This window comes from Microcoleus sp. LAD1_D5 (assembly GCF_036702115.1).
Taxonomy (GTDB): domain Bacteria; phylum Cyanobacteriota; class Cyanobacteriia; order Cyanobacteriales; family Microcoleaceae; genus Microcoleus.
In genome coordinates this window covers 1-23,131 of sequence record NZ_JAUBSA010000022.1, presented here as the reverse complement: position 1 = coordinate 23,131, position 23,131 = coordinate 1, and the positions used below count along the sequence as shown (strand labels likewise).

Genomic DNA, 23,131 nt, shown 5'->3' with positions numbered 1-23,131 from the left:
AAGTGGCGTTAATTAAATTAACCAAATTTTTGTCTGCATTGTTGTCCAAGAGCGATAAGTGGGGAGGGAAAGAGTTTTGAGATTGCGCCTCTTTCGGAGTTGCGGGAGGGGGAGAAGAAAGCATTTTCCTTATTCCTAGTTTTGGACGCACGGGTGGAAGGAAACCGGGTTTTTTTACGAAAATACTTTTGTTGCAATCGGCAGAAATGGTAAAAAAACCCGGTTTCTTTGTGTCAAGAGTGCCTCCGGGACTGTTCTATCTGCCGAATGCTTTCTGCCAGATTACGATCGCTTGTCAACAGCCGCCAGCAAGCGCAGACTTCCGTCTTGAATCTGCACTGCTTTCACCGTTCCCACAGCAACTCTTTGTTGACCGTTAGCCATCGCTACCTCAATCTTAATCTTGGGGTCAGCCTGTAATCCCAGCCGCCCCCAGAGCCACTTAACTTGAGTAGCAGGAAAAGAGCGCACTTCTACATCTGAAAAGGGCGAATTAACCCAGCGGCTACCATCGTAAAAACTCGCTACTTGCACCTGATACCAAACTTGTTCTCCTGCCAATTTTAACTCATTAGTCGGTTCTGGTTCCAGCCACTCAGCGGGATTGACACTGTTAATTAAAGTAGCAGAACCCATAATTTGACTTTTGTGGGCTTCTAAACTTTCAGCCTGAGAAACTGCTTCCTCAAGTTTGTTGACCAAATTCCGAATTCGACTTCTTGTTTCGCTGTCAGTATCTGATTGCTGGTCGAGCCAATTCATCGCCTCGCGAGTTCCGTCTTGAGAAGCTACAATCAGAGCGCCCCAAGCCTTGACATCCGCGTCCGCGGCATTCACTCTCAAGGCGGCGTCTATGCGGTTCCAGATCCGCCCGCCGTCATTTTTGAGGGTAGTGGCTATTTCGTGACTGTTGCTCGGATCGGCTTCAAATACTTGCAAAGCTTCGCTCCAGCGGCCGTCGATCAATTCTGCGAGAACTTGTTGACCGGGACTGGCCCAAGATGCGATCGCCTGCGCCCGAGTAATTTTAGCGTGAAATTCGATCGTTTCTAGCTGAGCTTGCGCGACTGCGGGCCAATTTTTGCCAGCTTTCCCCTTCGCCAAACGCATGACATTTAATGCTGGAGACCACAGCCCGCTTTTCGCCAGTCGCAACCCATTTTTGTAAGTCTCGTCATTGAAAGCAATTTCTTCTAAAGAAATCGCCGTTAACTGAACGGGGTTCGGCAAAAATTTGCGCGGGCCAATTTGATAAAGGGTAAATTGCGGCTCTAAACCAACTGTTTGGTCGATCGCCAACTGGGGGTTTTCGCCCTTAACAATTTGCTGCCAATTCGGCGGTTGTCCGGCCGCACTCGCCCACTCCAACAGCGGCATTAAATGATTTTGGCTGGGATTGTAGCGAACGACTTGTCCGTAGGGAATTTTCTTTTCGCCCTGCTTTAGTTGACCGCTGACATTAAACCAAATGCCCGATGCGGGGGGCTTTCCGTCAAATCGCCGCAGTTCTGTTAGGGGTAGGGACTGATTGGAGGCTTGATTGTTAGATGTAGAGTCAGCTAAAGAAGCAATGACAAAAGATTCCGCAGGGCCTTCTAGATTCACAGAACTTGCTAGCTGAAAATACTGCTCTTTATCGGAACTGCGATCGGGAAGCTGCACCCGCTTGTACACCCGAAGTTCGACAATTTGACGACAAGGATTTTTGCAAACAGTAGAAGCCTTAACAGTTCTTTCTACCATCACCGGCAATAGCAAATCGGAAATAGAATTATCGCGGGATTGATCGACGGGAAGCGGCAGGGGTTCTCCGGTTACGAATCCCAATTTGCGGATGCTGGCTTTGATTTGATCGAGAGTTTGGATCGAATCTCTGCTACCTGTAGGCAGGCGCGACCATTCCGGCACAAACTGAGAGATCAACTTGTTGCCATTGGGATCGACAATTAGCTGATAACTCAGCCAAGCGCCGCCTCCCATCAAAGCTGCACAGCCACACAAGACGCTGAGGGCTGTCAAATTAGCTATCAGTCTTTTCCAGGGGTATCTGGCGCGAGTTCGGGGAGTAGGTATTGGAAGCTGGGACTCTTGAAGATTTTTGGGGCGTCGGGTTTGGCGCCGGCGTCTTGTCGGAGGAGGAGCAACTTGGCGATTTTCTGGGGGTTTGGCTCGATTTTTTGAGGGGTTAATTTTGTGTTCCATCATGCCATTTTAGAATTTAGATTTTAGAATTTAGAGTTTAAAATTGCAATAGCCGATCGTACTGCCGACCTATGATATCCCAAGTGTATTGGCTTTCAACGAGCGATCGAGCGCTGACAGAGAGCTCCTGTCTTAGCTGCTGATTTTCAAACAAACTGACGATCGCCTCAACATACTCCTGAACTTTGTTCGCCCGCAAGGCCCTGATCAGTTGTGGGTCGCCATCGACGGCTAAACCCTCCAAACCTCGATCGCTAGCAACCACGGGAGTTCCCGCAGCCATCGCCTCCAAAGTTTTATTTTTAATCCCAAAACCAATCCGCATCGGCACCACACAAACAGCAGCTTGATGCAAATATTCTGCCACCCTTTGCACCCGACCTACTACTTGAATTCCGGGAAGTTTCCCCAAGGCGAGCACTTCCGGGACTGGCGAAGCCCCTACTAAGGTGAGGGTAGCATCGGGATAGCGCTGCTGCAAAGGTGGCAGTATTTGCAAACTGAGAAACCGCGCCGCGTCAATATTGGGCAAATTGTTCATTGCGCCTGCAAAAATTAAGGTGTGTCCTCCCGGATCGATCGATCGATACGGAAATTGAGTTAAATCCACGCCGTTAGGAATTACATCTATGGGAGGTACAAAAAAATCTTGTTTTCCTCGCACTCGAACCGGAGGCAACAGTAATTCTAGGAGTTGCTCTCTGTCTGTGGATGTTGTCGCAACAATGCGGGAGAATTTGGAACAGTAGCGTTTTTCGTAGCGGGCGAGTAGCGGTAAATTTAGTCGATCGCGCAGGGGTTTTTCCGAGGTGCCGGTGGCTAACATTTCCCTGCAAGTTCCCCAAACGGAACTGTGAATGTTTGCCACTGTCAGCAGTTTTTGCCGCCATTCTGGACGCACGTAAATCTCGTTAACGCTGTGCTCGCAGGTGACAGCATCGCATTTGCCTGCTGTTACCAATTCGTCTGCCCAATTCTGCATTGCTTGGGAGTAGCTTGAGAGTACGTTCGGAGGTGTCCCGGACAACACAAATCGACCAAATCTGTGGAATTTTCCTATTATTTCAGAGAACCCCCCCTCAGTCCCCCCCTTATTAAGGGGGGGAGGCAAGAAGCCCTCCTCAAGCCCCTGGTGCAGAGTTAGCCCCCCCTTGCCAAGGGGGGGTTGGGGGGGTAATTGCGGGTTGGGAAAAACTGCTAATTCTGTGACTTGTTGGCGCAATGTGTCGATTTGTGCATCGGTGACATCGGGCGATCGTACAGTGCCGAGAATTACATCATGCCGCCGGCTCAAGTATTGTAATAAATTAAATGTCCTTACCTGAGTTCCTCCGCGGCTGGGCGGATAGGGAAAAGTCGAGGAAAGCATCAAAATCTTCATGGGATTTGGAATAAATAAAGTTACCGCCAAGCGATAAAATTGATTGATAAAATCTTTTTAACAATCTTCGCACCTATGGACGAATTATCTGTTAAGGCGCTGCTGGAAGACTTGAAAAAGTCCGACGAAATCGTGCGGGATCGGGCAACTACTGAACTCTGGCGCACTTGGTTTAACCAGAAGGGTGACTATGGGATGCAAATTCTCAGGCGATCGCAAGTTTCGTTAGATGCAGGCGATGTTCACCACGCTTTGGATTTGCTGACGAAACTGATTGCGGAAGCGCCGGATTTTGCTGAAGCTTGGAACCGCCGCGCCGTACTTCACTATAGCCAAGGAAATTATAAAAAGTCGATCCACGACTGCGAAATTGTCCTCAAACTGAACCCGGTGCATTTTGGGGCGTTGCACGGTCTGGGTTTGTGCTACGCTGCCTTGGGAGAATACATAAATGCTATTCAAGCTTTTCGTCGCGCTTTGGAAATTCAACCGTTTGCTTTGGTGAATCAAAAGTTAATTCTCGAATGTACGGCTCGTTTGAGTTAAAATACATAGGGCATAGGGCATAGGGCATTGGGCATTGGTGGTTCTTTTCTCTGGATTGAATTGCAAAATTTTACGACGATTTCAAATCTAAAATAGTATAAATTTGTGCCGAAAATTAGCATTTGCATTCCTACTTACAATCGAGTGCATCTGCTGGCTTGTGCGATAGCCAGCGTGCTAGCTCAAAGTTATACAGATTTTGAATTAATTATCTGTGATGACGGTTCTACTGACAGCACTCCTCTGTTGATGTCGGAATTTGTCGATCGCGGGATTCGCTACATTCGCCACCGGCAGAATATCGGCAAGAGTAATAATATGCGATCGGGCTTTGCGGCAGCAAGGGGAAAATATTTTATCAAGTTTGACGATGACGATCGCCTGAGCGCGCAATTTCTAGAGCGGACATCTGCTATTTTAGATAAAGACCCCAGCATCGATTTTGTCAGTACAGATCACTGGGTGATCGACATTAACAATTATATTGACGAAAACCAGACGAAACTCAATTCGCAGCGGTGGGGCCGCACCGAGTTGTCGGCTGGAATTATTGAAGATTTGCTCTCGGCAGTTTTTCTCAGACAAAGTTTGCAAATAGGGGCGAGTTTGTTTCGGCGCCGCGCGCTGGAAGAAGTCGGATTTCTGCGGCCGAATTTGCAAAATTGCGAAGATAACGATTTGTTTGTGAGACTTGCGATTGCGGGCAAAAAATGCTATTACTTGCCGGAGCTATTGATGGAGTATCGAGTTCATGCAGGACAGCAAGGAGTCGATCGGGCAATTCCGTATTTAAGTGATAAATTGCGCTATTTGACCGGCTACGAGTTTGAGTCGGAGAAGTTGGAAACAGTCAGGCTCAAAAGGATTGCCGAAACTCAATTAGCGTTAGGCTTGCGGCTGATTGAGGTGGGTGAAACTGCAAAAGGGCGCCTGATGGTGCGGGCGGGAAAGTCTGTTTCTGCAGCGAAAATGTGGGCGGGTTTGGGATTGTCGTTGCTGCCCGTCGAGTTGCGTCCCAGGGCGTTTGAGTTTGTGCGGGAGTTGGTGAAATAACCATCAATAATAGTTATTACTAATTATCACAATTAAAAAATAATATATATTAATTTTACTTATAGCAAGGAGTGTGGTCTGGCATTGAGATTTGCTCAGATTTTGCTAGATGGAGAACTTGCCGGGCTCGTTGAGAGAGTTGGAAAAAAATAAAAATTTGATCGGACACGTTTTACATTAAATTAAGAAATTAAGAAATACTGAAAATTAAGTATTTACGACTTTGACATCGATCGGGGACAAGTACAGATCTTTCTTTGGGTCTGCCCTGCTTTTGTTATCGATCATGCCATTCGGGAAAACTTTGGCCCTGAGACTTGGTGAAGGGCTCAAAGTCAGCATTGTTAAATTCTGTCTAGTTTATTAATGCACCACTCATGTCAATCACTAATCGGATTAGTTTTAATAATCTCCAGGGCGACATCTTCGGCGGTGTCACGGCTGCCATCGTCTCGCTGCCCCTTGCCCTCGCCTTCGGGGTCGCTTCGGGAATCGGGCCGATCGGGGGACTGTACGGTGCCATTTGCGTTGGCTTCTTTGCGGCGCTGTTTGGTGGCACCCCAACACTGATTTCTGAACCCACAGGGCCGATGACTGTGGTGATGACTGCGATCGTCGCATCCCTCACCGCCAGCAATCCCGAACAAGGGCTAGCAATGGCGTTTACCGTTGTGATGCTGGCGGGGTTGTTTCAAATCATTTTTGGTATTTTCAAGCTAGGGAAATACGTCACCCTGATGCCCTACAGCGTGATTTCCGGCTTTATGTCGGGAATTGGCGTGATTTTGATCATTCTGCAAATTGCACCGTTTCTGGGTCAAGCCCCTCCCAAGGGCGGTGTTTTGGGCACTTTTATGGCAATTCCGCAGTTGCTGGCAAACGTAAATCCGCCGGAAGCAATTCTGGGTGCCTTGACGGTGGCAATTATTTTCCTGATGCCCAAAAAGCTGAAGAAAATCGTGCCCCCGCAATTGATAGCGCTGATTGTCGGGACGGTAATTTCCCTGACAGTGTTTCAGGGCACCGATATTCGCCGAATTGGCGAAATTCCGGTGGGACTGCCCCCCTTGCAATTGCCGACTTTTTCCCCCGGTCAAATCACGGTGATGTTTGTGGATGCGGTGATGCTGGGGATGCTGGGCTGTATCGATACCTTGCTGACGGCGGTGGTGGCGGACAGTCTAACGCGGACGGAGCACAAGTCCGATAAGGAGTTGATCGGTCAAGGGATTGGCAACATAGTATCGGGTATCTGCGGTGGCTTACCGGGCGCCGGGGCAACGATGGGAACTGTGGTCAATATCCAAACAGGCGCGACTTCGGCGTTGTCGGGTTTAACTCGGGCGTTGGTGTTGCTGGTGGTGGTTTTGGGGGCGGCGAAGTTAACTGAACCGATTCCGATGGCGGTGTTGGCGGGGATTGCGCTGAAGGTGGGGATTGATATTCTTGACTGGAGTTTCCTGAAACGATCGCACAAAGTATCTGTTAAGGGTTCCCTGATCATGTACGGGGTGCTGTTTTTGACTGTGTTTGTGGATCTGATTGTGGCGGTGGGTGTGGGCGTCTTTATTGCCAATATCCTGACTATCGAACGGTTGAGTAGTTTGCAGTCTGCGGGAGTGAAGCTGATTTCGGATACGGATGATGAGGTTCTCATCAGTGAGGAGGAGAAGCAACTCTTGGATCAGGGTAAGGGGCGCGTGTTGCTGTTCTGCTTGAGCGGCCCGATGATTTTTGGGTTGTCGAAGGCGATCTCCCGCGAACACAATGCTATGAAGGATGCGGATGCTTTGGTGATGGATCTGAGTGCTGTGCCCATGCTGGGGGTGACGGCTTCGCTGGCGATCGAAAATGCGATCCGCGATGCCTGCGATAAGGGTTTGCAGGTTTACATCGTCGGTGCCAGCGAGAAAATTCAGCAGCGCTTGCAGAAGTTGGGATTGTTGGATCTGATCGCGCCAGAGCATGTCATGAGCGATCGTACCGCAGCCTTGCGACAAGCCGTCGCTGTGGTTGGCAACAAAGGCATCCCCTTGGGAGTGCCGGTGTAACAAGGCGCGAATTCGCCAAAATAGTAGTGGTTTAGCAGGAGTGCCAGTTTCTCCTGCTATTTTTATGGCTCGATCGATCGTTTCATCTCCTTTCCGGTTGCATCGGTATTCTTCAAATGTCGAAACAGTCAGCTCGAAAGCATAATTTTAGTCAACAGCCAACAGCCAACAGTCAACAATCATCTCGCTCATGCAACCAGAATTGATATGAATTCTTGATTTTCTTCAGTCCCCCTCTGCTAGGACGAGAGGCAAATGTAGACGAAGTTATAACCGCCGAGTCTTCTGGCGTGTAGCTATACAACCAGAAATTATTCGATTGATATAGCAGGTAGCCACGGAATATCTGTAACGCCTGGGTCGTAGCCAAGTTGTCTGAGTAGTGTGGTAATTTGCCCTCTATGGTGAGTTTGATGATTAAACATATGTGTCACCAGAACCCAAGTCGGTAGCACGCGGCATTTACCATCTACATTGCTTGTGTACTCAAACGGTTGACTCAACCAGTCAGAATTAAGATGTCTAGACCATTCTAGAATTTGCCGATCCGTTGTCTCCCGTTCTGCTCTCAAAACCTCAAATTCAGCATAGAGTTCTTGACCGATAACGGTACCCGAAAATGGGTGAAGAGTGAAACGACCCATCCATGCTTTGTCACCATACAGTAAGTGATTCAAAGTGCCATGAATCGACTTGAAAAAGGCACCCATATCCTGTTTGCGCTGTTCATCAGGAATTGCCGAGCAGACCGAATATATCTTTTGGTTCATCCAGCAATTGTACTCGGCCATTAGCTGGTAGTAGCTACCGTCGTACATACTCAAAACTTAACCACATAGTTTTAACAACTTAAATTATACAAATATGTCTTTCACAAGACTCCTGACTCTAATTGGTCTAGATAAATAAATTCAGGAGCTTTAACTCCCGCTTCCTCTCTAATTTTAACCAGTGCAGGCGACTCAAAGAACGCTCTTGCATCTGTGGTTGATGTCCACGAGGAGAAATGAACAATTTTGTTTGGTTCATTGTCATATTTCAAGACCTGATAGGAGCGCTCTCCAGCTTCTTTTCGGATGCTTTCAGCACGATCGAATACCTGTTTCCAAGCTTCATAATTTTCTACTTCATGAATAATTAAGACATACTGCATAGCAATAAAGTTTATTGGAACTTTAAGTTTGTGATGCTGCAAATTATAACAGGCGATCGCACATTTTTTTGCCTAAATTGCGATCGCCCCACGTTCAAAATGCAAAGCTGTCATAAATGCAAGCGATTGCTTCCCTTCGGTCGCAATGACATACTTATGTATCAGGACTTACGTAACAAGTGGTTTGACGCGCAAATTATAGCGGTAAGACTCCATGCACAACGCACCCTACATATAGAGGTTATGCGTCCAGGACTGTAAAGTAGTAAATAGTGCCTGATGTAAATAAGTTTTTCCTAAATATCGTGTCTATATTTTCTGAAATTCCGACTGTGTGGTTGCAAATTTCCCTCGTGGGAGTGTGGCTGGGCTTGATTTTACTGGTAGCTGAGGGCTTAAATCGCTTTACTTCTGTCGATCCTGAAGTATCGCGGAAGGTTGTTCACATCGGTACTGGGAATGTGATTTTGCTGGCTTGGTGGCTGGAAATACCCGGTTGGGTGGGGATTTCGGCGGGGGTTTTAGCAGGTGCGATCGCCCTAATTTCTTACCAAGTTCCGATTTTGCCCAGTCTTAACAGTATCAACCGGAAGAGTTTGGGGACTTTTTTCTATGCTGTTAGTATCAGCGTTCTCGTGGCTTGGTTTTGGCCGCTGCAACATCAGGAATACGCTGCTTTGGGCATTTTAGTCATGACTTGGGGCGACGGATTGGCTGCTGTCATCGGCCAGAAATACGGCAAACATATTTATCGAGTTTGGGGAATCCAAAAGAGTTGGGAAGGTTCTGCAACTATGTATTTGGTGAGTTTTGCTGTTAGCAGTTTGATTTTGCTGACGGTTCAAGGCAATATTTGGCAAACTTGGGCTGTGTCTGCTGTTGTAGCTTTGGCTGCTGCTACTTTGGAGTCGGTTTCCAAGCTGGGAATTGACAATCTGACTGTGCCCATCGGCAGTGGGGCGATCGCCTTTTTCCTAAATCAATTTTTGATAATTGGTAATGTGTAATCTGAACTTCCCCCCACGGGCCGCGTTGCTGGATACAGGTATGAATTCAAAATTTCGCAATTGCTATAAACCAAGTCGGGTGAGTTTTGTAACTTCAAGCGTAAAAGGTAATTCATACCGTGAATCAGCAACGCCAATTATCAATTGTCTAAGTCTCGTTAAAGCAGCCGACGTGCTTGTAAAATTTGTTGTTGCCATTGCTCGAAAGCGGGGATATTTGAGTGATCGTCTGTTGGAAACATCGCCCTTATTTGCTCCATAAGCTCGATCGCCAGTGGTACACCAAGCTGCAATTGTTCCAAAACCTCCCGCTGAGCAAAAACTGTTTCGGGTGTTCCTTCTAAAATCAGTTTTCCCCGATCCATTACAAACACCCAATCAGCCCAGCGGTAGATGAAATCGAGGTCATGACTTGCTAAAAGAATGGTGGTTCCGGCGCTGTGAATTTGTTGAAGTAAACCGATCAGTTGTCGCGTGTGACGCGGATCGAGATAGGCGGTAGGTTCATCTAACAGCAGCAGTTTGGGCTCCAGAACCATGATATCGGCGATAGACACCCGCTTTTTCTGGCCCAAACTGAGATTGTGAATTGGTTCGCGGGCGAGTTCGCTTAGATCGAATTGCTCGATCGCCTGCTGCACCTGTTGAGCAATTTCGGATTCTCTCAAGCCTAAATTGTACAATCCGTAGGAGATATCTTCTTCTACCGTCGAAGCTACTAATTGATGTTCGGGATTTTGAAAGACGAGTCCGATTTGTTGGCGCAGTTGCATCAAAGATTTGCGATCGTAGCGAAAGGGTTCACCTTCCCAGCGAATGATTCCCTGTTGCGGTTGATACAAGCCATTTGCTAACAGGAAAAAGGTAGTTTTGCCGCAGCCGTTTTGACCGATCAGCCCACAGCGTTTCCCGGCGGGGACTTTGAGATTTAAACCCTGAATTGCCACTCGCGAACCGCAGGGATAGGAGTAGGAAGTGCCAGCGAATTCGAGAATCCATTCAGACATATTCGTTATTTTTTATTTTTTATAGCCTTGTTCCCAGGCTCTGCCTGGGAATAAATACCCGGAGGCTATGCCTCCAATTACCGATTACCGATGAATGATTACCAATTACCGATTACCGATTTCCATTGTATAGCAATCCTTGCAGGAGTCGTAAACTTTTTACCCCAGCCCAACCCTCCCCTTATCAAGGGGAGGGAGTAAGAAATTCACAAATGATGCGAGGATTGCTATATTTGTGTCAGCCTTGATCTGATTTTGACAACTGCCAAAGTTGCATTTCATAACAGAGATGTTGCTCAAAAAGTTGACTTGCCTCCAATCCTTCAACCACGAGCTTTTTGAACCAGCGACGAAATATCCAGCGCAGGAATTTGTGGACGGGGGGAACAGTGATCGCAATCAAATCTGCAACATAGATCATTGTATTTAGTCCATATCGGCGGAAAGTATCGACATACAAATCGATTGTTGGCAAAATATGGGCGGAAATATCCTCCGTTTTTACTAAAGTGAACCCAGCCTGCTTTAATGCTGCATGAAGTTCCGTAACAACATGACAATTAGAGAACATTCCCTCTTTATAATTAGCATCAGATCGCAACATATCAGCCAGCAAAACGTAACCGCCCTGATTGAGGATTTTGGCGGCACCGTTAGCAATATCAACAGCCGACATATACTGGCTACTTTCGCTAAAGAGAATAAGATCGTAGCAATGGGTTGCTTTGAAGTCTTCAAACCTCGTGAGGTGGAAGATTGCCCGATCGCCCGTACACTTAAGAAAGCGCTGTTGTTGGAACGGATCGGGTGCGAGCCCTTCGACGGCAAAACCTCGATCGAGCAAATAAGCCGCATTTCCGCCAATCCCGCAGCCCACATCGAGTATCGTATGAGTGCCTTTGGGGATTGCATCTAACAGTTTTACAGTATAAGCTTGCTGAGCGACGCGCAATCGTGCGATCGTTAGTTCGTCAGCGGGCACAGGTAGGGTTTCCCAATAGCCGTAGTGAAGGTAGGGCGAATCTGTCAGGCCCAAATAGTAATTAAGCGCTGCATTTTGGTAGCGAGTTACCTTGGAAATTTCGATGGATTTTGGCTGCGGCATTCGGAAAATTTAGTAAGTTTTAGGATTTAGGGCAGAGTTGAAATTCTTCCCAGCGCTTGCATACCTGTTCATAGCACTCAACAGGAGAAATTGCCAAGTTTTGCAACAAATTGATATCAATCTCACCGTTGGCGATCGACAAAAATATAATGGCTGCCTTGGGTTCGTAGCTATCAATGATTTGCAGCAGATTTGAAACAGTATTTTCCTCTATTTCTAGTTGCTGCAAATAAACGGTTGCCTCCAAGTCGGAAATAAATTGCAGATCGTACTTGATAGTATCTACGCTCCAATTCACAGAACCGTTAATGGGAGTATTGATTTTGCAAGCAACCAAGCCTCGTCCTTGATGCAAAAAACCATTCCAAGCAGTATGTCCGATCGGCAAAATATTCTGGTGAATAAACAAGTTTTGCCAGTAGCCAAAACTACCCTGCCAAACACTATCTTCAATTCGCATTTCTTTTCCATTAAATATTATACGCTTCAGAACACTGATCCAATTACATCAGCGTTCATCTGTGTTCATCTGCTTATATCTGCGGTTAAAAAACCCCAATCCAATAATAAAAAAAATAATAAACTCACCATCATCCATACCTCGCAGATGAAAAACAACAGGTAAACAAATCGGCGGGCATCCTGACTCAGAGATGCAATGATCTCATTACAGTTGCGGGACAGCGCCGGATTCGCACCGAACTTTCCCCCTTACGTCTGATGGCTGTTCTCCATCAGAGCCGATCGATATACGGGGATATTACCACTATTTGGAACATTTGACAAAAAACCGTCCGCCTATTCACCAAAGTCAATATTTTCATACAAATCGGCCAGCGAAATTTCCACCGCAACAGAGGTTAAACTCAGCCGATCGCCCATACAGCTATATTCCGAAAAAATCCACTTATTCGCATCAGTTTTAGAATATTGCTCGACCTGTAGCCGATATTGGTCGATTAATAAATACTCCTGAAAACTAGGAATACTGCGATAGGCAGCAAACTTTTCATCGCGGTCATAAGCTTTAGTACCTTTAGAGAGCACCTCAGCAATTAGCAGCGGATTGGTAATTGTATCCGTCCGTCCAGATTGCAGCTCGATCGGGCGCGCTACCACCATCACATCCGGGTAAGTATAATTATTAAGCTGCGGAACCCAAAGCCGCTGATCCGATGCAAAAATACTGTAAGGTTTACCCTTAAGACTCACCCTCAAAATAGCATTTAAGATGCTCGTAATTTCATTGTGCTCCGGTGTGCCGCCAGCCATCAGAACAATCTCCCCATTGATAAATTCATGCCGATCCTGAGAATTGATTTCCAATTCTAGATATTCCTCAGCGGTGTAGGTTTTGGTTTCAACTTGCGCGATCATACACAACGCTCTCCTTTAATCTACTCATTTCATTTTATCTTAAAAATTTGGCTGATTCAACAGAAAAGTAGATTTTAATCATGGGTAGTGGTCAAGAAGTAATGATGGTAAAATAGTAGCCTCGATAAGTTTTTTGTAAACTATGCCGAATTGTCCCCTTTGCTCTTCTTCCCGAACCGTGAAAAACGGTCACATTCACACAGGAAAACAAAGATTCAAATGTTACGACTGTGGTCGGCAATTTGTCGAGAATCCAGACAAGAAGGTGATCGACCCAGCCACGAAAGAACTAATCGACCGATTATTGCTAGAACGCCTCTCTCTTGCCGGCATCGCCCGTGCAGTCAAGGTTTCGGAGCAATGGCTCCAAGATTATGTTAACCGGAAATACGCTCTCTTTGCCCAGAACCGTACAGGTGTCATCAAAAAAAAAGGGAAAGCTAGCGATTCAATGTGATGAATTATGGTCGTTTGTAGACCATAAAAGCAATAAACAGTGGGTATGGTTGGCCTTAGACGTTAAAACCCGTGAAATTGTCGGGGTTTACATTGGGGCAAGAGACTCGGCCGCGGCGAGTGAATTATGGAAATCCTTACCGCCAGTCTATCGACAATGTGCTGTCGCCTACACGGATTTCTGGGGGGCTTACTCGAAGGTGTTACCGAGTAAGCGACATCAGGCGGTCGGGAAAGAGACGGGTAAAACCAGTTATATCGAGCGCTTCAATAACACTCTCCGACAACGGGTGTCTCGTTTGGTACGAAAGACATTATCTTTTTCCAAGTCCTTAAATAATCACATCGGTGCGATTTGGTATTTTATCCATCATTACAATTTGTCATTACTTGTTTAGGACTACCTAATCATGCTAAGAAACAGGCAAGATGCCTGTTCCACAAAGAGGGAATTTTCTGGTGGGGCGTGAGTTTGGCATCAAGAAGAGGCAAGATGCCTGTTCCACAAAGATTGAATTTTCTTGTGGGGAGTAGGGGTTGGGCCGAAGAGCCCGCCCGCGCGATCGCACTTAACAAACTTACCGCAGCGGGACAAAGTTATAGCCAGTGCTTCCTCCTTGTTTAACTTGCACTAAAATCGGCTTACCAGCCCGATCGCCCGTGGGCAAAAACTTCACATCCTCACTCGATCCTGCTGTCGAAAAACTCGCATTTCTGAGTGCTTGTTGCAATCCTTCCCGTGTATTGCTTTGCCGCAAGCCAGCGATGACAGCTTGAGTCGCGTCAAAACTCGTGGCTGTTCGCCAATTCACAATTCCTCCCCACTGCCGGCGGGCATTTTCTGGGAAACGGCTACCGGGATTAGTGTCAGGATGCCAGGGAACGGGCAATACTAAGCCGTTAACGTCGCTTTGCCCTTCTTTTAAAGTTTGAAAGGTGTAGAGCGTAGTGCTGCCGTAGAGTGGCAATTTGCCTTGATTGATGCGTGCCAGAGAGATGGCACGGTCAATGCGATCAATGTGGGGTGCTAGCATCAATGCTTGTGCTCCTTTGCTGACAGCATCGGCGATCGCATTGTCGGGATTAAAAGAGGGTAACGAAAAGTCGCAAACAGTGGGAACTAATTTGCCGCCAGCAGCAGTAAGAGCTGCCACAAATTCATCTTTAAATGATATGTTATCCGGTGCTTGGGAGTCATAACAAACCGCAATATTAGTTTGGTCTTCTGTTTTAACTACATATTCTGCTAAGGGAGCCGCCATGACGCTAATATTGGGGACTGTGCGAAATATGTAGCTGCCAAATCCTGATAGATTATTGGCAAAGCTCGTCGGTGTCACCATTACCAGTTTTTCTTGCTGATAGATGGGAGCAGCTTCGAGAGATGCGTTGCTAGCATTGTGTCCAATTACTCCTAGTATACTCGGATCTTTTGTCAATGTCCTTGCAACTTCTCTGACAACCTCTTGACTGTTGTCATCGTTGACAATTTCTACTTGCAGTTGTGCGCCATTGATGCCACCGCTAGTATTTATTTCATCCTGAGCTTGGGCAACACCTCGAAGGATTTCTTGGGCAACATTGGGGTTGCTACCAATGGGGACGCTGACAGCAATTTTCAAGGAAGAACCATTGCGGGAACGGGCATTATTCAAATAGATAATGGTTTCCGGGTCGTTGCGATTTTGTAGCAGCGATTTCTGAAAATATTGGGCGGCAGCTTGGTAATTTCCCTCAGCAAAAGCTTTAACTCCTGCTTGTTTGTCAGGTGTTGCGTAGGAGGTCAGCAATATCTGATTTCCTAAACTGATACGATTGGCGATCGTACCCGATGCGCTCGTTCCCGATGGACTCGCACCCGATAAACTCGCACCCGATGTAAATGTAGAAGTAGAAGTAGATATATCTGAACTTTTGGAGGCGAATAAACCGGGAAGGAACTTGTACGCGCCAAACGCAATTAAGCCTACAGCAACAATAAAAAAGATGGGCGGCGGACTTTTTATGTTGTTATCTTGGGACATGATTTTTTATCCTTATAAAATTTCTACAAATTCTACACACAAGCTGTTAACTACAATCAGTATTCAAGAAATTTCTGTTAAAGTCAACTCATTAAATTCACTAATTAAGTTCATAAAAGTCATAATTGTATTTTTAGGCGGGCAGGATGCCCACCCCACAATAGTTTCATCGCGCGTTAGCTGTAAAATTTAGAGGCGGGACAATCTGAACCTCAATTTCAGAAACAGTCAGTAGTTAGTATGTCGGGTTGAAAATGAGTTTTACCCGGCAATCCAAACACTTCAATGAATTTCCAATATATTCGGATAGTGGGAAAACAAAGGGATGCGGGTACCAACAGTTTTGATCCGCACTTTTTTACCAGATTGTTTTGCTTGAATGAGCTTGCTTTGAACGTCGGAACTGTTGAATTGGAACCACCAAAACGTGTCTGAATTCTTAAACACGCCGGAGTTGGTGTGAATTAACCGGAGTTCGCTGGACTCGCCGGATCGCCGACTTTCCAAATCAATCACTTGAACCTCTTGTTCTTGCACGTTGGTGTAGTTTAACACTGCCACAGGAAGGTTGCAGACAACAACCCACATTAACAATGAGTTGTGAAAAAACAAATTAGACAGAAAATTGGCTCTAGTGTTACTGCGTTGAAAAGAATTGTTTCGGTTCATAAAATGCCCTCATAAATTCAAAATGGGATTTGATTGCATGACAAGCTTTAATTTGTGATGTCAGTCGATGATATTCTCCCGACCGTCCCCTTCAAAATTTGGCAATTATTGTTCTAACTTCAACAAATTTTTAATTCGCGCCTGTGTGGAAGGGTGAGTAGAAAATAGACTTCTATACCAATCTCTACCCGAAAAATTGACAATTAACAGCGGTGCAAAAGCGGGATTGGTTTGAATTGGTATTTGTCGTGCGCTGGTTTCTAAGCGTTGCAAAGCATTAGCTAAAGCGCGCGGGTTTCCAGTTAATTTTGCTGCACTTGTATCGGCAGAAAATTCCCGCGTGCGCGAAATTGCTAACTGAATTGCTGTAGCAGCAATAGGAGCCAAGATGACAGTTAAAATCAACCCGAAAGGATTGCGATCGCTGCGATCGCCTCCTCCCACTCCAAACCACATAGCATTGCTAGCCATCTGCGCTAACAGCGAAATCGCACCTGCAACCGTAGCTGCTACTGCTTGCGTCAGGGTGTCGCGGTTCTGGATGTGGCTGAGTTCGTGCGCGATCACCCCTTCGAGTTCGTCGTCTGACAGCAGATTCAGAATGCCATCAGTAAAAGCGATCGCTGCGTGTTCCGGGTCGCGACCAGTCGCAAAAGCATTGGCAGCCGGAGTCGCGATCGCGTACACTGCTGGCACGGGCAAACCCGCGCGTTGACAGAGTCTTTCCACCATGCTGTAAATTTTCGGCGATCGGCTAGCAGTTACAGGTCGAGCACCGTAAGTTGCTAGCGCAATTTTATCTGAGTAATACCAAACACTGAAATTCATCGCAGCGGTCAAGACAATACCTATAATCGCACCACCTGTACCGCCGATTACTCCATAGCTAATGGTAGTTAACAGAGCGCTCAGCAGACCTAACAAAGCAACTGTTTTAATTTGATTCCACATCTCCGAAACTCCTAAATTTTCTACTTTTTTAACTCCGAAAATACCGGATTTGTCGCAGAAATAGCTTGTTTAATGTCTGTTTCATGATTTGATATTTACTCACGTTTAAGTGAATAGTGTTAACCTAATCAAACAAGCGGTAAAAGTCAATTCATATAATTCATTAATTTATTTCATAAAACTCATGAACTTCGAGTTCATAAAAGTCATATTTTGAAAATTTTTTGCAATATCGACAAAAGCAAATATAGGACTTACGCAGTCAAAGGACAAAGAGTCCTTATTGACTAAGAGCTTTCAGAGAGGACAATCGTCCTCTCTACAAACTCCACAAATCCACTTAAATATCGTCAGAAAATTCACCAAATTCCCAGTCAATATCAGTTTCTGCAACAGCCACAGACTGAGCAACTGGTGAATGATTAGGAAACTCCGGCGACTTCACCGAATTCACTTTTGCTACTGGTGATTTAGCCAGAGGTTCCGCAACAGCAACATCCGATTTTTTGACATTAATTACAGGTGATGCTGCTCCATTTTCTCCATTTTTGCTAGTTTGATTCCACATCATCATGCCCATCAAACCATCAAGCAAACCCCCACTACCGCCGTTACCATTCACTGCGACATCGGGAACAACGCGAACGCTGCCATCTGAGATCGCCTGCATCAGTTGCAGCAGCGTGTAACTCTGGGTGCCGAGAGCGTTGACACCAACTTGATAAGCATCCGCTTTTGCTTGTCCCATCAGCCGAATCCCTTCTGCTTCACCGCTTGCGTGTTCGATCGCAGCAGTTGCACTCAGTTGGGCAATTTTCACCCCTTGTTCTGCCGCCACCACCTGATTTTGAATGTCCGCGATCGCAGTTGCGCGCACCAATTCTTGACGCTGCGACTGTGAGATGCGCTGCACATCGTAAGTTTTCTCCTGTTCCTGAGCAATTTTGCGATCGGTCAATGTTTGCATCAACTCAGGTGGTGGCGAAATCAAACCAATCAGCGTGTCCACAGCTTGCACGTCGTAGGCCCGCAGGGCTTGACGCACGTGTTCTGCCGCCTCTGCTTGGCGCTGGCTGCGGGCGATCAGGAAATCGAGTATTGTATATTCTTGAGAGGAATTGCGAAAATAATTGCCCACAATAGGACGCAGCACTTGGTCGATGAGATTCTGCATCGAACCTTGCCGCGAAATCACTCTCGGTGCATCCAAAGTACCGACATGAATGATCTGAAAAACTTCTAACTCAAACGTAAATCCGTCAAAAGAAAGCAATTTCAGAGCGCTTAACTTAGAGTCGTAGCCGTGTTCTCCACTGAACCGTGATGTGAAGTTTAAAACTACATCCGTAGTGGGGACAAGTTCGACTTTCATCACTTTTGTATTGATCGGATGTTTGCCGGGATAAAGCGGTTCGACCCACACACCTTTATCGCCTTTATTGACGAGATTGCCGTGGGTAAAAGCTACACCGCTTACATCTTGGTGCGATCGCCCCACATAGGAAATTACGACGCCTACATAGCCGATCGGCACTTCCGTCATTTTTACTTGTTCAACTTGCACAAACCAGGGATTGAGGTTCCAAGAACCCGATAGAATCACCTGTTCTTGCAGCCCTCTGCGCCCGCCACCCTTGATGAAAGATTGCGCTTTTTGGAAATTGTCGTGACCGGGAATTATTGGGCCAGCAATTTCACCTTCATCAATCGGAGTTCCGTCTAGCACGTTCGCAATTCCCACGCGATCGGGAGCAAGTTTGTATACTTTCAAGTCCGACGGCTGCATACCGTTTTTAGTGGCATTCGCAGAAGTAATGACCTCAAATAAAGCCGTATTGATCCGATAAGTACCTGTTGTGATGATGGCTAGCTGCCGCCCTTTTTCTCCACCGCTGGTGAGAAACTTCCGGGCATTTTGAAAATTGTCGCAATCGACGACTTTACCTAAAATCCGATCGGCAGGAATGCTGGCTCCGTCATTAGCAACAATTAAACCGATTTCATCTTGAGGAACGACAACAACAGGCTCTTTGCGAATGCTATATTGCCAGGGAAAATAACCAAAATGCCAGCCGGGAGGAAGGGTATCTGCTTGCAAACCTGCTTCGCCATCGAGAGCAATCAATCTACTGGATGGCAAATTTTTGCGAGAAAATTTCTTGGTAACAATTCCCACTTCTCGTTCGCCGATCGCGATCAGTCCCAAAATCCAGCCAATCTTAGGTAGGAAAATGAAAATTAGTACAATTCCTCCTACGGGATAGATCCACATCGGGATGCTAATTCCTGCTTCTTGGGCTGGTTGAACTTCTTGGGATTGGGGTGGCGGCGGAGTGGTTTGAGCAGAAGTTGGTGGCGCGATCGCAGCAGCAGGAGTGAGCGCGGTTGCTAAAGATACTGTCAATGGTAAAAGCTTGCGAAGCCAACGTGATTTAGTCATAGTTTTTTACCTGTTTTTAAGCTAAAATGTACTGAAAAGTTGTTAGCTACAATTATTCAACAGGTTTCTTTTAAGGTCAATTCATTAAATTCATTACTTTAGTTCATAAAAGTCATACCTTTAGTCCGGCAGGGGCTGAAACCCGTACCCCCAAATAGTAACGGAGAAAGCGGCAGTGCCGTTTCTCTACCCCAAAATAATCCCCCTATCATGCTTCAAATCCGCCGGCGTCCGCCCAGCACATCCGTCTCCGTACTCTACTTAGGCTGACGGCATAACAGCAGCAGATTCAGCAACATTTCCTTGATCTTTGCCACTCAAACCAGTTCCAAATTCAGTATATTGCCGCACATTAGGATGGCGAAAACCGAGTACAATATCTTCTTTAGAAATGCCTGCTGCCAGTAAATCACTTGCTACTCCTTCTTCGGTGTCCTCATATTGAATCCAGATTTTATCGCCGATTAAATTGATGTGGATTGGTGTGGCGTGAAGGTATTTGGCCTCATTCCAACCAATATCCAACACTAAGTAGCTTCCTCGTTGATCATCAAAGAGAACTTGGGAAGTATATCCGTCAGGTATGGCAGCGCGGTAGCTGGCGTGTTCTTGCAGTATGGTTTTGATAATTTCTTGGTATCTTAATCGGGTATCCATTAAACTCTCGCCTCACTTTTATCATCAAAAATAATCACTTTTACAATCTGATTTTTTAATAAGACTTGTACTAATTATATGGTAAATACGCTATTAAAAATCGGTCGAGAAATTGCCAAATAGAGACTTCTATTATAGAATAATTTGAAATTGAAATTTTGCAGCATTCTCAAGAACAGGCTTTCCGACCTCTTCCACAAAGAGTAAGTTTTTTTGTGGGGTGGGCATCCTGCCCGCCCGTCAAAGGCTTATTGAGGAACATTCCCTCTTTGCGAATGTTCCTCAGTAAAGACCCGTTGTAATGTATAAATCGCTGTTCGTCCATAAACAGACAGCTAATCACTTCATCATTATGGAGCGACAAATCTGCTACAATCTGAAGAGTTCTATCAATTTCTTCGCCAGCTTGAACTGGCGCTTTCAGAACTACTAAAACATCTATATCTGAGTCGGGATGTGCATCACCTCGCGCTTGGGAACCGTAGAGCATCATTTGGGTGAGGCGATCGCCGTAAAGTTGCTCGAAGTGCGATCGTAATTGCATCAGTATGTTCTTAAGTTTATCGTTAATGCTCATATTTGTTATAAATGATTGGAGGGCGATCGGACATTTACTATGTTAATATAATTTCACTAAATTGAGACATTACATCAATGCAGTCAACAATAATTAATTAGTTGCTTAACTGTGCCAAGCCTCATAATACTCTGGGAAAGGCATAGTTTGACTGCATTGCGACAGAACCTCGTAACACTTATGATAAATATCGAAATCTTCCTGGGTATATATCTGATTTTGCAGAGGATGTTTTAAATTTGAGACTGCAGATGACAGCGGATATTTTTTAAGTATTTTTCCCAAACTATAAGCTGTGTAAATAGGAATATCTGGAGAGTTGTAAATCATGTCTATTAATACCTTGATTACTTCTTCGTGCCTTACGTTAGTATTACCCAGGTATTGAATGGCAAAATTACTAATTACAAAATTGCTGTGGCGACTCAACTCAATCAGTAGCGCAACTGCTTGCTTATCATTAGTACCAAATTCGCCTAAAAGCCTGACCGCATCCCGAAAAATACCCTCATTAGGACTATTGTGAATTATATCAATAAGTGGCTGAATTGCTTTAGTAGATTTAGAGCAAATATGCTCGAATGTTTCTTCTGCCCATCTACGTTTTAATTCGTCTTTACTCGATTCTTGTTCGTCAAGCAGCCAGTGGGGTAATTGCCAAACACCATCAAAAATGCTACGTTCAATAGTTCTGCCAGCTTTAGGAGGGGCGGGTGCAATTTTTGCTAAGCTAAAATGCGCTTCACTAGGAATAAATTCATCAGCACTTTTTTCTATCAGAGCGACTAACCTCGCGATCGCCTGCTCATTACCGGGAACGATTTTCCCCAAACACTCAGCAGCTTTTACACAAGTGTACTCATGCTGACTGTTTTGCATCATATTATTCAGCTCATATATCAATTGCTGATTGTTCTGACCAATGAATTCTAAGCTATTAAATGCTTTATCAATGATATAGCTCCCTTGATCAAGAGGAAAGATATCGAAAGTTGTACGAATTAAGTTAATAAGTGCATCGATTGCTTGTTGGTTGCCCGTTCCAATTTTTCCCAAACTGAGAGCCATATCTGCCAACGTAGCATTAGTAGCATTATTGCTACTGTTAAGCATCAGGTTAATTAAAGCAGGGATGGTTCGGCTGCGATCGCTCTCTTGGAATGCAGCTATAGCTGCTTTTGAACTTGGACAACTTTCCGTAACCCACATCTGCATCTCTAAATTGAAATAACCAAATGCCCATCTCATCAATTGCGAAAGGATTGCATCAGCACAGCTACATTCCTTAAACTCAGCAATACCTATCGCTGCTAAACAATACGCTCGGTATTCATAAAAACCTTTGCCCTCTAAAATACACTCCCGACATCCATCTTGAAATTCAACCAAAGCCTTAATAAACGCTTCCTTATTCTCTGTTAGTACATCCTCGCGGCCCAGCCACAATAAAATAACCTCTTTCCACTGGCGCTCAAAAATCCGGTAACTTGCTTTTGAGTCTTTGGGGTTGTCAGGAATGTGATTCAGGAAAAACTTCCAATCATCAATTGTACGCGCCGCAAAATATTCCTGAAACGTGGGATGCAAGAAAGCATAGACGGGTTCTTCAGGTTCATCTGCATCCATTCCCACTTGATTCAGCCAACCCAAATCCAGGGCCAATTGCAGCAGAGAATCTTTATCCTTTGGCTTGCCCAAAAGCTGACAGACAAATTTATGTCGCAAGCGAAACCGAGTAGGTTCTTTATCGATCGCTTCTCTGGCCAACTCTCCCAGCTTAGCCTTCAGCCTCTCTTGATTATTAGAGTCCAGGCGGAAATACTCTGCTTTCCACTCAAAGATTTTATGGACAAATTTTTGATATAATTTCGCTTTGGTATCAGGCAAATCGCCGTCTCGCCCTTGCCAAATTGCACACAACAGGGTCAACCTTAAAGGATTTTTGGCTAAATCCTTAATCCGTTCCTTTCCTGGTTGATGAATTGCTTGCCACAAGCGATCGCCCAATGCCTGATCTTTACTAAACCACTTCTCGATAAACTGCTGTACCTGGGGATAGGTGAACGGTTGAGTAATATAAAATTCAAAGCCATCCAAAATGCGGGGGTTAGCCTGCCAAACATTCAGCCGACAACTTGTTACTATCCGCACATGAGTCAGCAAACCCCTTGCAGATAAGGTTTCCTGCATCTCTGCTGCCATTTCATCTAGCCCATCTAACAGTAACCACACCTGCCGATGTTCCAACTGACTTCTCCAAGCTGTCTGCAAGTTTTCAGGGACGGTTCCCTCTGCATCTCGCAGCCAATCATTAAATATGTAATCAATTAGATTCGTCGCTAAACGTCCTAGAGAAACCCAAAGCACCAAATCATCTGTATTATCTAACAGCCAGAAACAATACTCCGGACAGTTTTTAAGCAGCCAAAGTACCATAAGACAAGACTGAAGAAAGATTAGGATGGTTTAAAATCA

The 23,131-nt window shown here is 45.5% G+C and carries 20 protein-coding genes and 1 riboswitch; of the genes, 5 read left to right on the top strand and 15 right to left on the bottom strand.

Going from position 1 to position 23,131, the window contains the following annotated elements; translation table 11 throughout:
* Positions 1-282 precede the first annotated feature (282 nt).
* Positions 283-2,205, bottom strand: coding sequence for a hypothetical protein (locus QUA70_RS11830; RefSeq protein WP_333347864.1), 1,923 nt, complete (start codon positions 2,203-2,205; stop codon positions 283-285).
* Between the two features lie 34 nt (positions 2,206-2,239).
* The gene (locus QUA70_RS11825) at positions 2,240-3,583 is read right to left on the bottom strand and encodes a glycosyltransferase family 4 protein (protein ID WP_333347861.1); all 1,344 of its coding nucleotides are present in this window, start codon (positions 3,581-3,583) and stop codon (positions 2,240-2,242) included.
* 75 nt (positions 3,584-3,658) lie between these two features.
* Between QUA70_RS11825 and QUA70_RS11820 the strand changes: the two genes are divergently transcribed.
* The 3 genes from QUA70_RS11820 (at position 3,659) to bicA (ending at position 7,233) form a co-directional block, all read left to right on the top strand.
* Positions 3,659-4,129, top strand: a complete 471-nt coding sequence (locus QUA70_RS11820) for a tetratricopeptide repeat protein (protein WP_333347858.1) — start codon at positions 3,659-3,661, stop codon at positions 4,127-4,129.
* A gap of 105 nt (positions 4,130-4,234) precedes the next feature.
* On the top strand, positions 4,235-5,182 hold the full coding sequence (locus tag QUA70_RS11815) for a glycosyltransferase (RefSeq protein WP_333347855.1): 948 nt from the start codon (positions 4,235-4,237) through the stop codon (positions 5,180-5,182).
* A gap of 377 nt (positions 5,183-5,559) precedes the next feature.
* Positions 5,560-7,233, top strand: a complete 1,674-nt coding sequence (bicA, locus tag QUA70_RS11810; RefSeq protein ID WP_333347853.1) for a bicarbonate transporter BicA — start codon at positions 5,560-5,562, stop codon at positions 7,231-7,233.
* A 311-nt stretch (positions 7,234-7,544) separates the two neighbouring features.
* Here the strand turns inward: bicA and QUA70_RS11805 are convergent, their stop codons facing one another.
* Complete coding sequence (locus QUA70_RS11805; RefSeq protein ID WP_333347850.1) at positions 7,545-8,051, bottom strand: DinB family protein; 507 nt, start codon at positions 8,049-8,051, stop codon at positions 7,545-7,547.
* Positions 8,052-8,104: 53 nt separating this feature from the next.
* Positions 8,105-8,386 carry an antibiotic biosynthesis monooxygenase gene (locus tag QUA70_RS11800; protein WP_333347847.1) on the bottom strand — a complete coding sequence of 94 codons (282 nt, stop codon included), beginning with the start codon at positions 8,384-8,386 and terminating at the stop codon, positions 8,105-8,107.
* Between the two features lie 305 nt (positions 8,387-8,691).
* On the opposite strand from QUA70_RS11800, the gene QUA70_RS11795 reads away from it, so the two are divergent.
* Positions 8,692-9,393: a diacylglycerol/polyprenol kinase family protein gene (locus QUA70_RS11795; protein ID WP_445251637.1), complete on the top strand. Its 702-nt coding sequence runs from the start codon at positions 8,692-8,694 to the stop codon at positions 9,391-9,393.
* A gap of 158 nt (positions 9,394-9,551) precedes the next feature.
* On the opposite strand, the gene QUA70_RS11790 is transcribed toward QUA70_RS11795, so the two are convergent.
* From QUA70_RS11790 to QUA70_RS11775, 4 genes are all read right to left on the bottom strand, one after another.
* The gene (locus QUA70_RS11790; protein ID WP_333347844.1) at positions 9,552-10,400 is read right to left on the bottom strand and encodes an ABC transporter ATP-binding protein; all 849 of its coding nucleotides are present in this window, start codon (positions 10,398-10,400) and stop codon (positions 9,552-9,554) included.
* Positions 10,401-10,638: 238 nt separating this feature from the next.
* Entirely contained in the window at positions 10,639-11,505 is an 867-nt protein-coding gene (locus tag QUA70_RS11785) for a methyltransferase domain-containing protein (protein ID WP_333347841.1), read from the bottom strand.
* 19 nt (positions 11,506-11,524) lie between these two features.
* Positions 11,525-11,965, bottom strand: a complete 441-nt coding sequence (locus QUA70_RS11780; RefSeq protein ID WP_333347838.1) for a hypothetical protein — start codon at positions 11,963-11,965, stop codon at positions 11,525-11,527.
* A gap of 155 nt (positions 11,966-12,120) precedes the next feature.
* Positions 12,121-12,265: riboswitch (cobalamin riboswitch) on the bottom strand.
* Positions 12,266-12,303: 38 nt separating this feature from the next.
* Complete coding sequence (locus QUA70_RS11775) at positions 12,304-12,882, bottom strand: Uma2 family endonuclease (RefSeq protein WP_333347835.1); 579 nt, start codon at positions 12,880-12,882, stop codon at positions 12,304-12,306.
* A gap of 142 nt (positions 12,883-13,024) precedes the next feature.
* On the opposite strand from QUA70_RS11775, the gene QUA70_RS11770 reads away from it, so the two are divergent.
* Positions 13,025-13,736, top strand: a protein-coding gene (locus tag QUA70_RS11770; RefSeq protein ID WP_333347832.1) for an IS1 family transposase whose coding sequence is annotated in 2 segments (ribosomal slippage) — positions 13,025-13,276 and positions 13,278-13,736 — 711 coding nt in all. Because the reading frame shifts where the segments join, the coding sequence is not laid out codon by codon here.
* Positions 13,737-13,916: 180 nt separating this feature from the next.
* Here the strand turns inward: QUA70_RS11770 and QUA70_RS11765 are convergent.
* The 7 genes from QUA70_RS11765 to QUA70_RS11735 form a co-directional block, all read right to left on the bottom strand.
* Entirely contained in the window at positions 13,917-15,362 is a 1,446-nt protein-coding gene (locus tag QUA70_RS11765; RefSeq protein ID WP_333347830.1) for an ABC transporter substrate-binding protein, read from the bottom strand.
* A gap of 282 nt (positions 15,363-15,644) precedes the next feature.
* Positions 15,645-16,031 carry a DUF1523 family protein gene (locus QUA70_RS11760; RefSeq protein ID WP_333347827.1) on the bottom strand — a complete coding sequence of 129 codons (387 nt, stop codon included), beginning with the start codon at positions 16,029-16,031 and terminating at the stop codon, positions 15,645-15,647.
* Positions 16,032-16,136: 105 nt separating this feature from the next.
* Positions 16,137-16,982 (bottom strand): M48 family metalloprotease, encoded by an 846-nt coding sequence (locus QUA70_RS11755; RefSeq protein WP_333326459.1) that lies wholly within the window; start codon positions 16,980-16,982, stop codon positions 16,137-16,139.
* 340 nt (positions 16,983-17,322) lie between these two features.
* Positions 17,323-19,422, bottom strand: coding sequence for an SPFH domain-containing protein (locus QUA70_RS11750; protein WP_333347824.1), 2,100 nt, complete (start codon positions 19,420-19,422; stop codon positions 17,323-17,325).
* A 261-nt stretch (positions 19,423-19,683) separates the two neighbouring features.
* Complete coding sequence (locus QUA70_RS11745) at positions 19,684-20,079, bottom strand: XisI protein (RefSeq protein ID WP_333326463.1); 396 nt, start codon at positions 20,077-20,079, stop codon at positions 19,684-19,686.
* A gap of 169 nt (positions 20,080-20,248) precedes the next feature.
* Positions 20,249-20,656: a nucleotidyltransferase domain-containing protein gene (locus QUA70_RS11740; protein ID WP_333347821.1), complete on the bottom strand. Its 408-nt coding sequence runs from the start codon at positions 20,654-20,656 to the stop codon at positions 20,249-20,251.
* 105 nt (positions 20,657-20,761) lie between these two features.
* On the bottom strand, positions 20,762-23,092 hold the full coding sequence (locus QUA70_RS11735; RefSeq protein WP_333347818.1) for a HEAT repeat domain-containing protein: 2,331 nt from the start codon (positions 23,090-23,092) through the stop codon (positions 20,762-20,764).
* Positions 23,093-23,131: the final 39 nt, after the last annotated feature.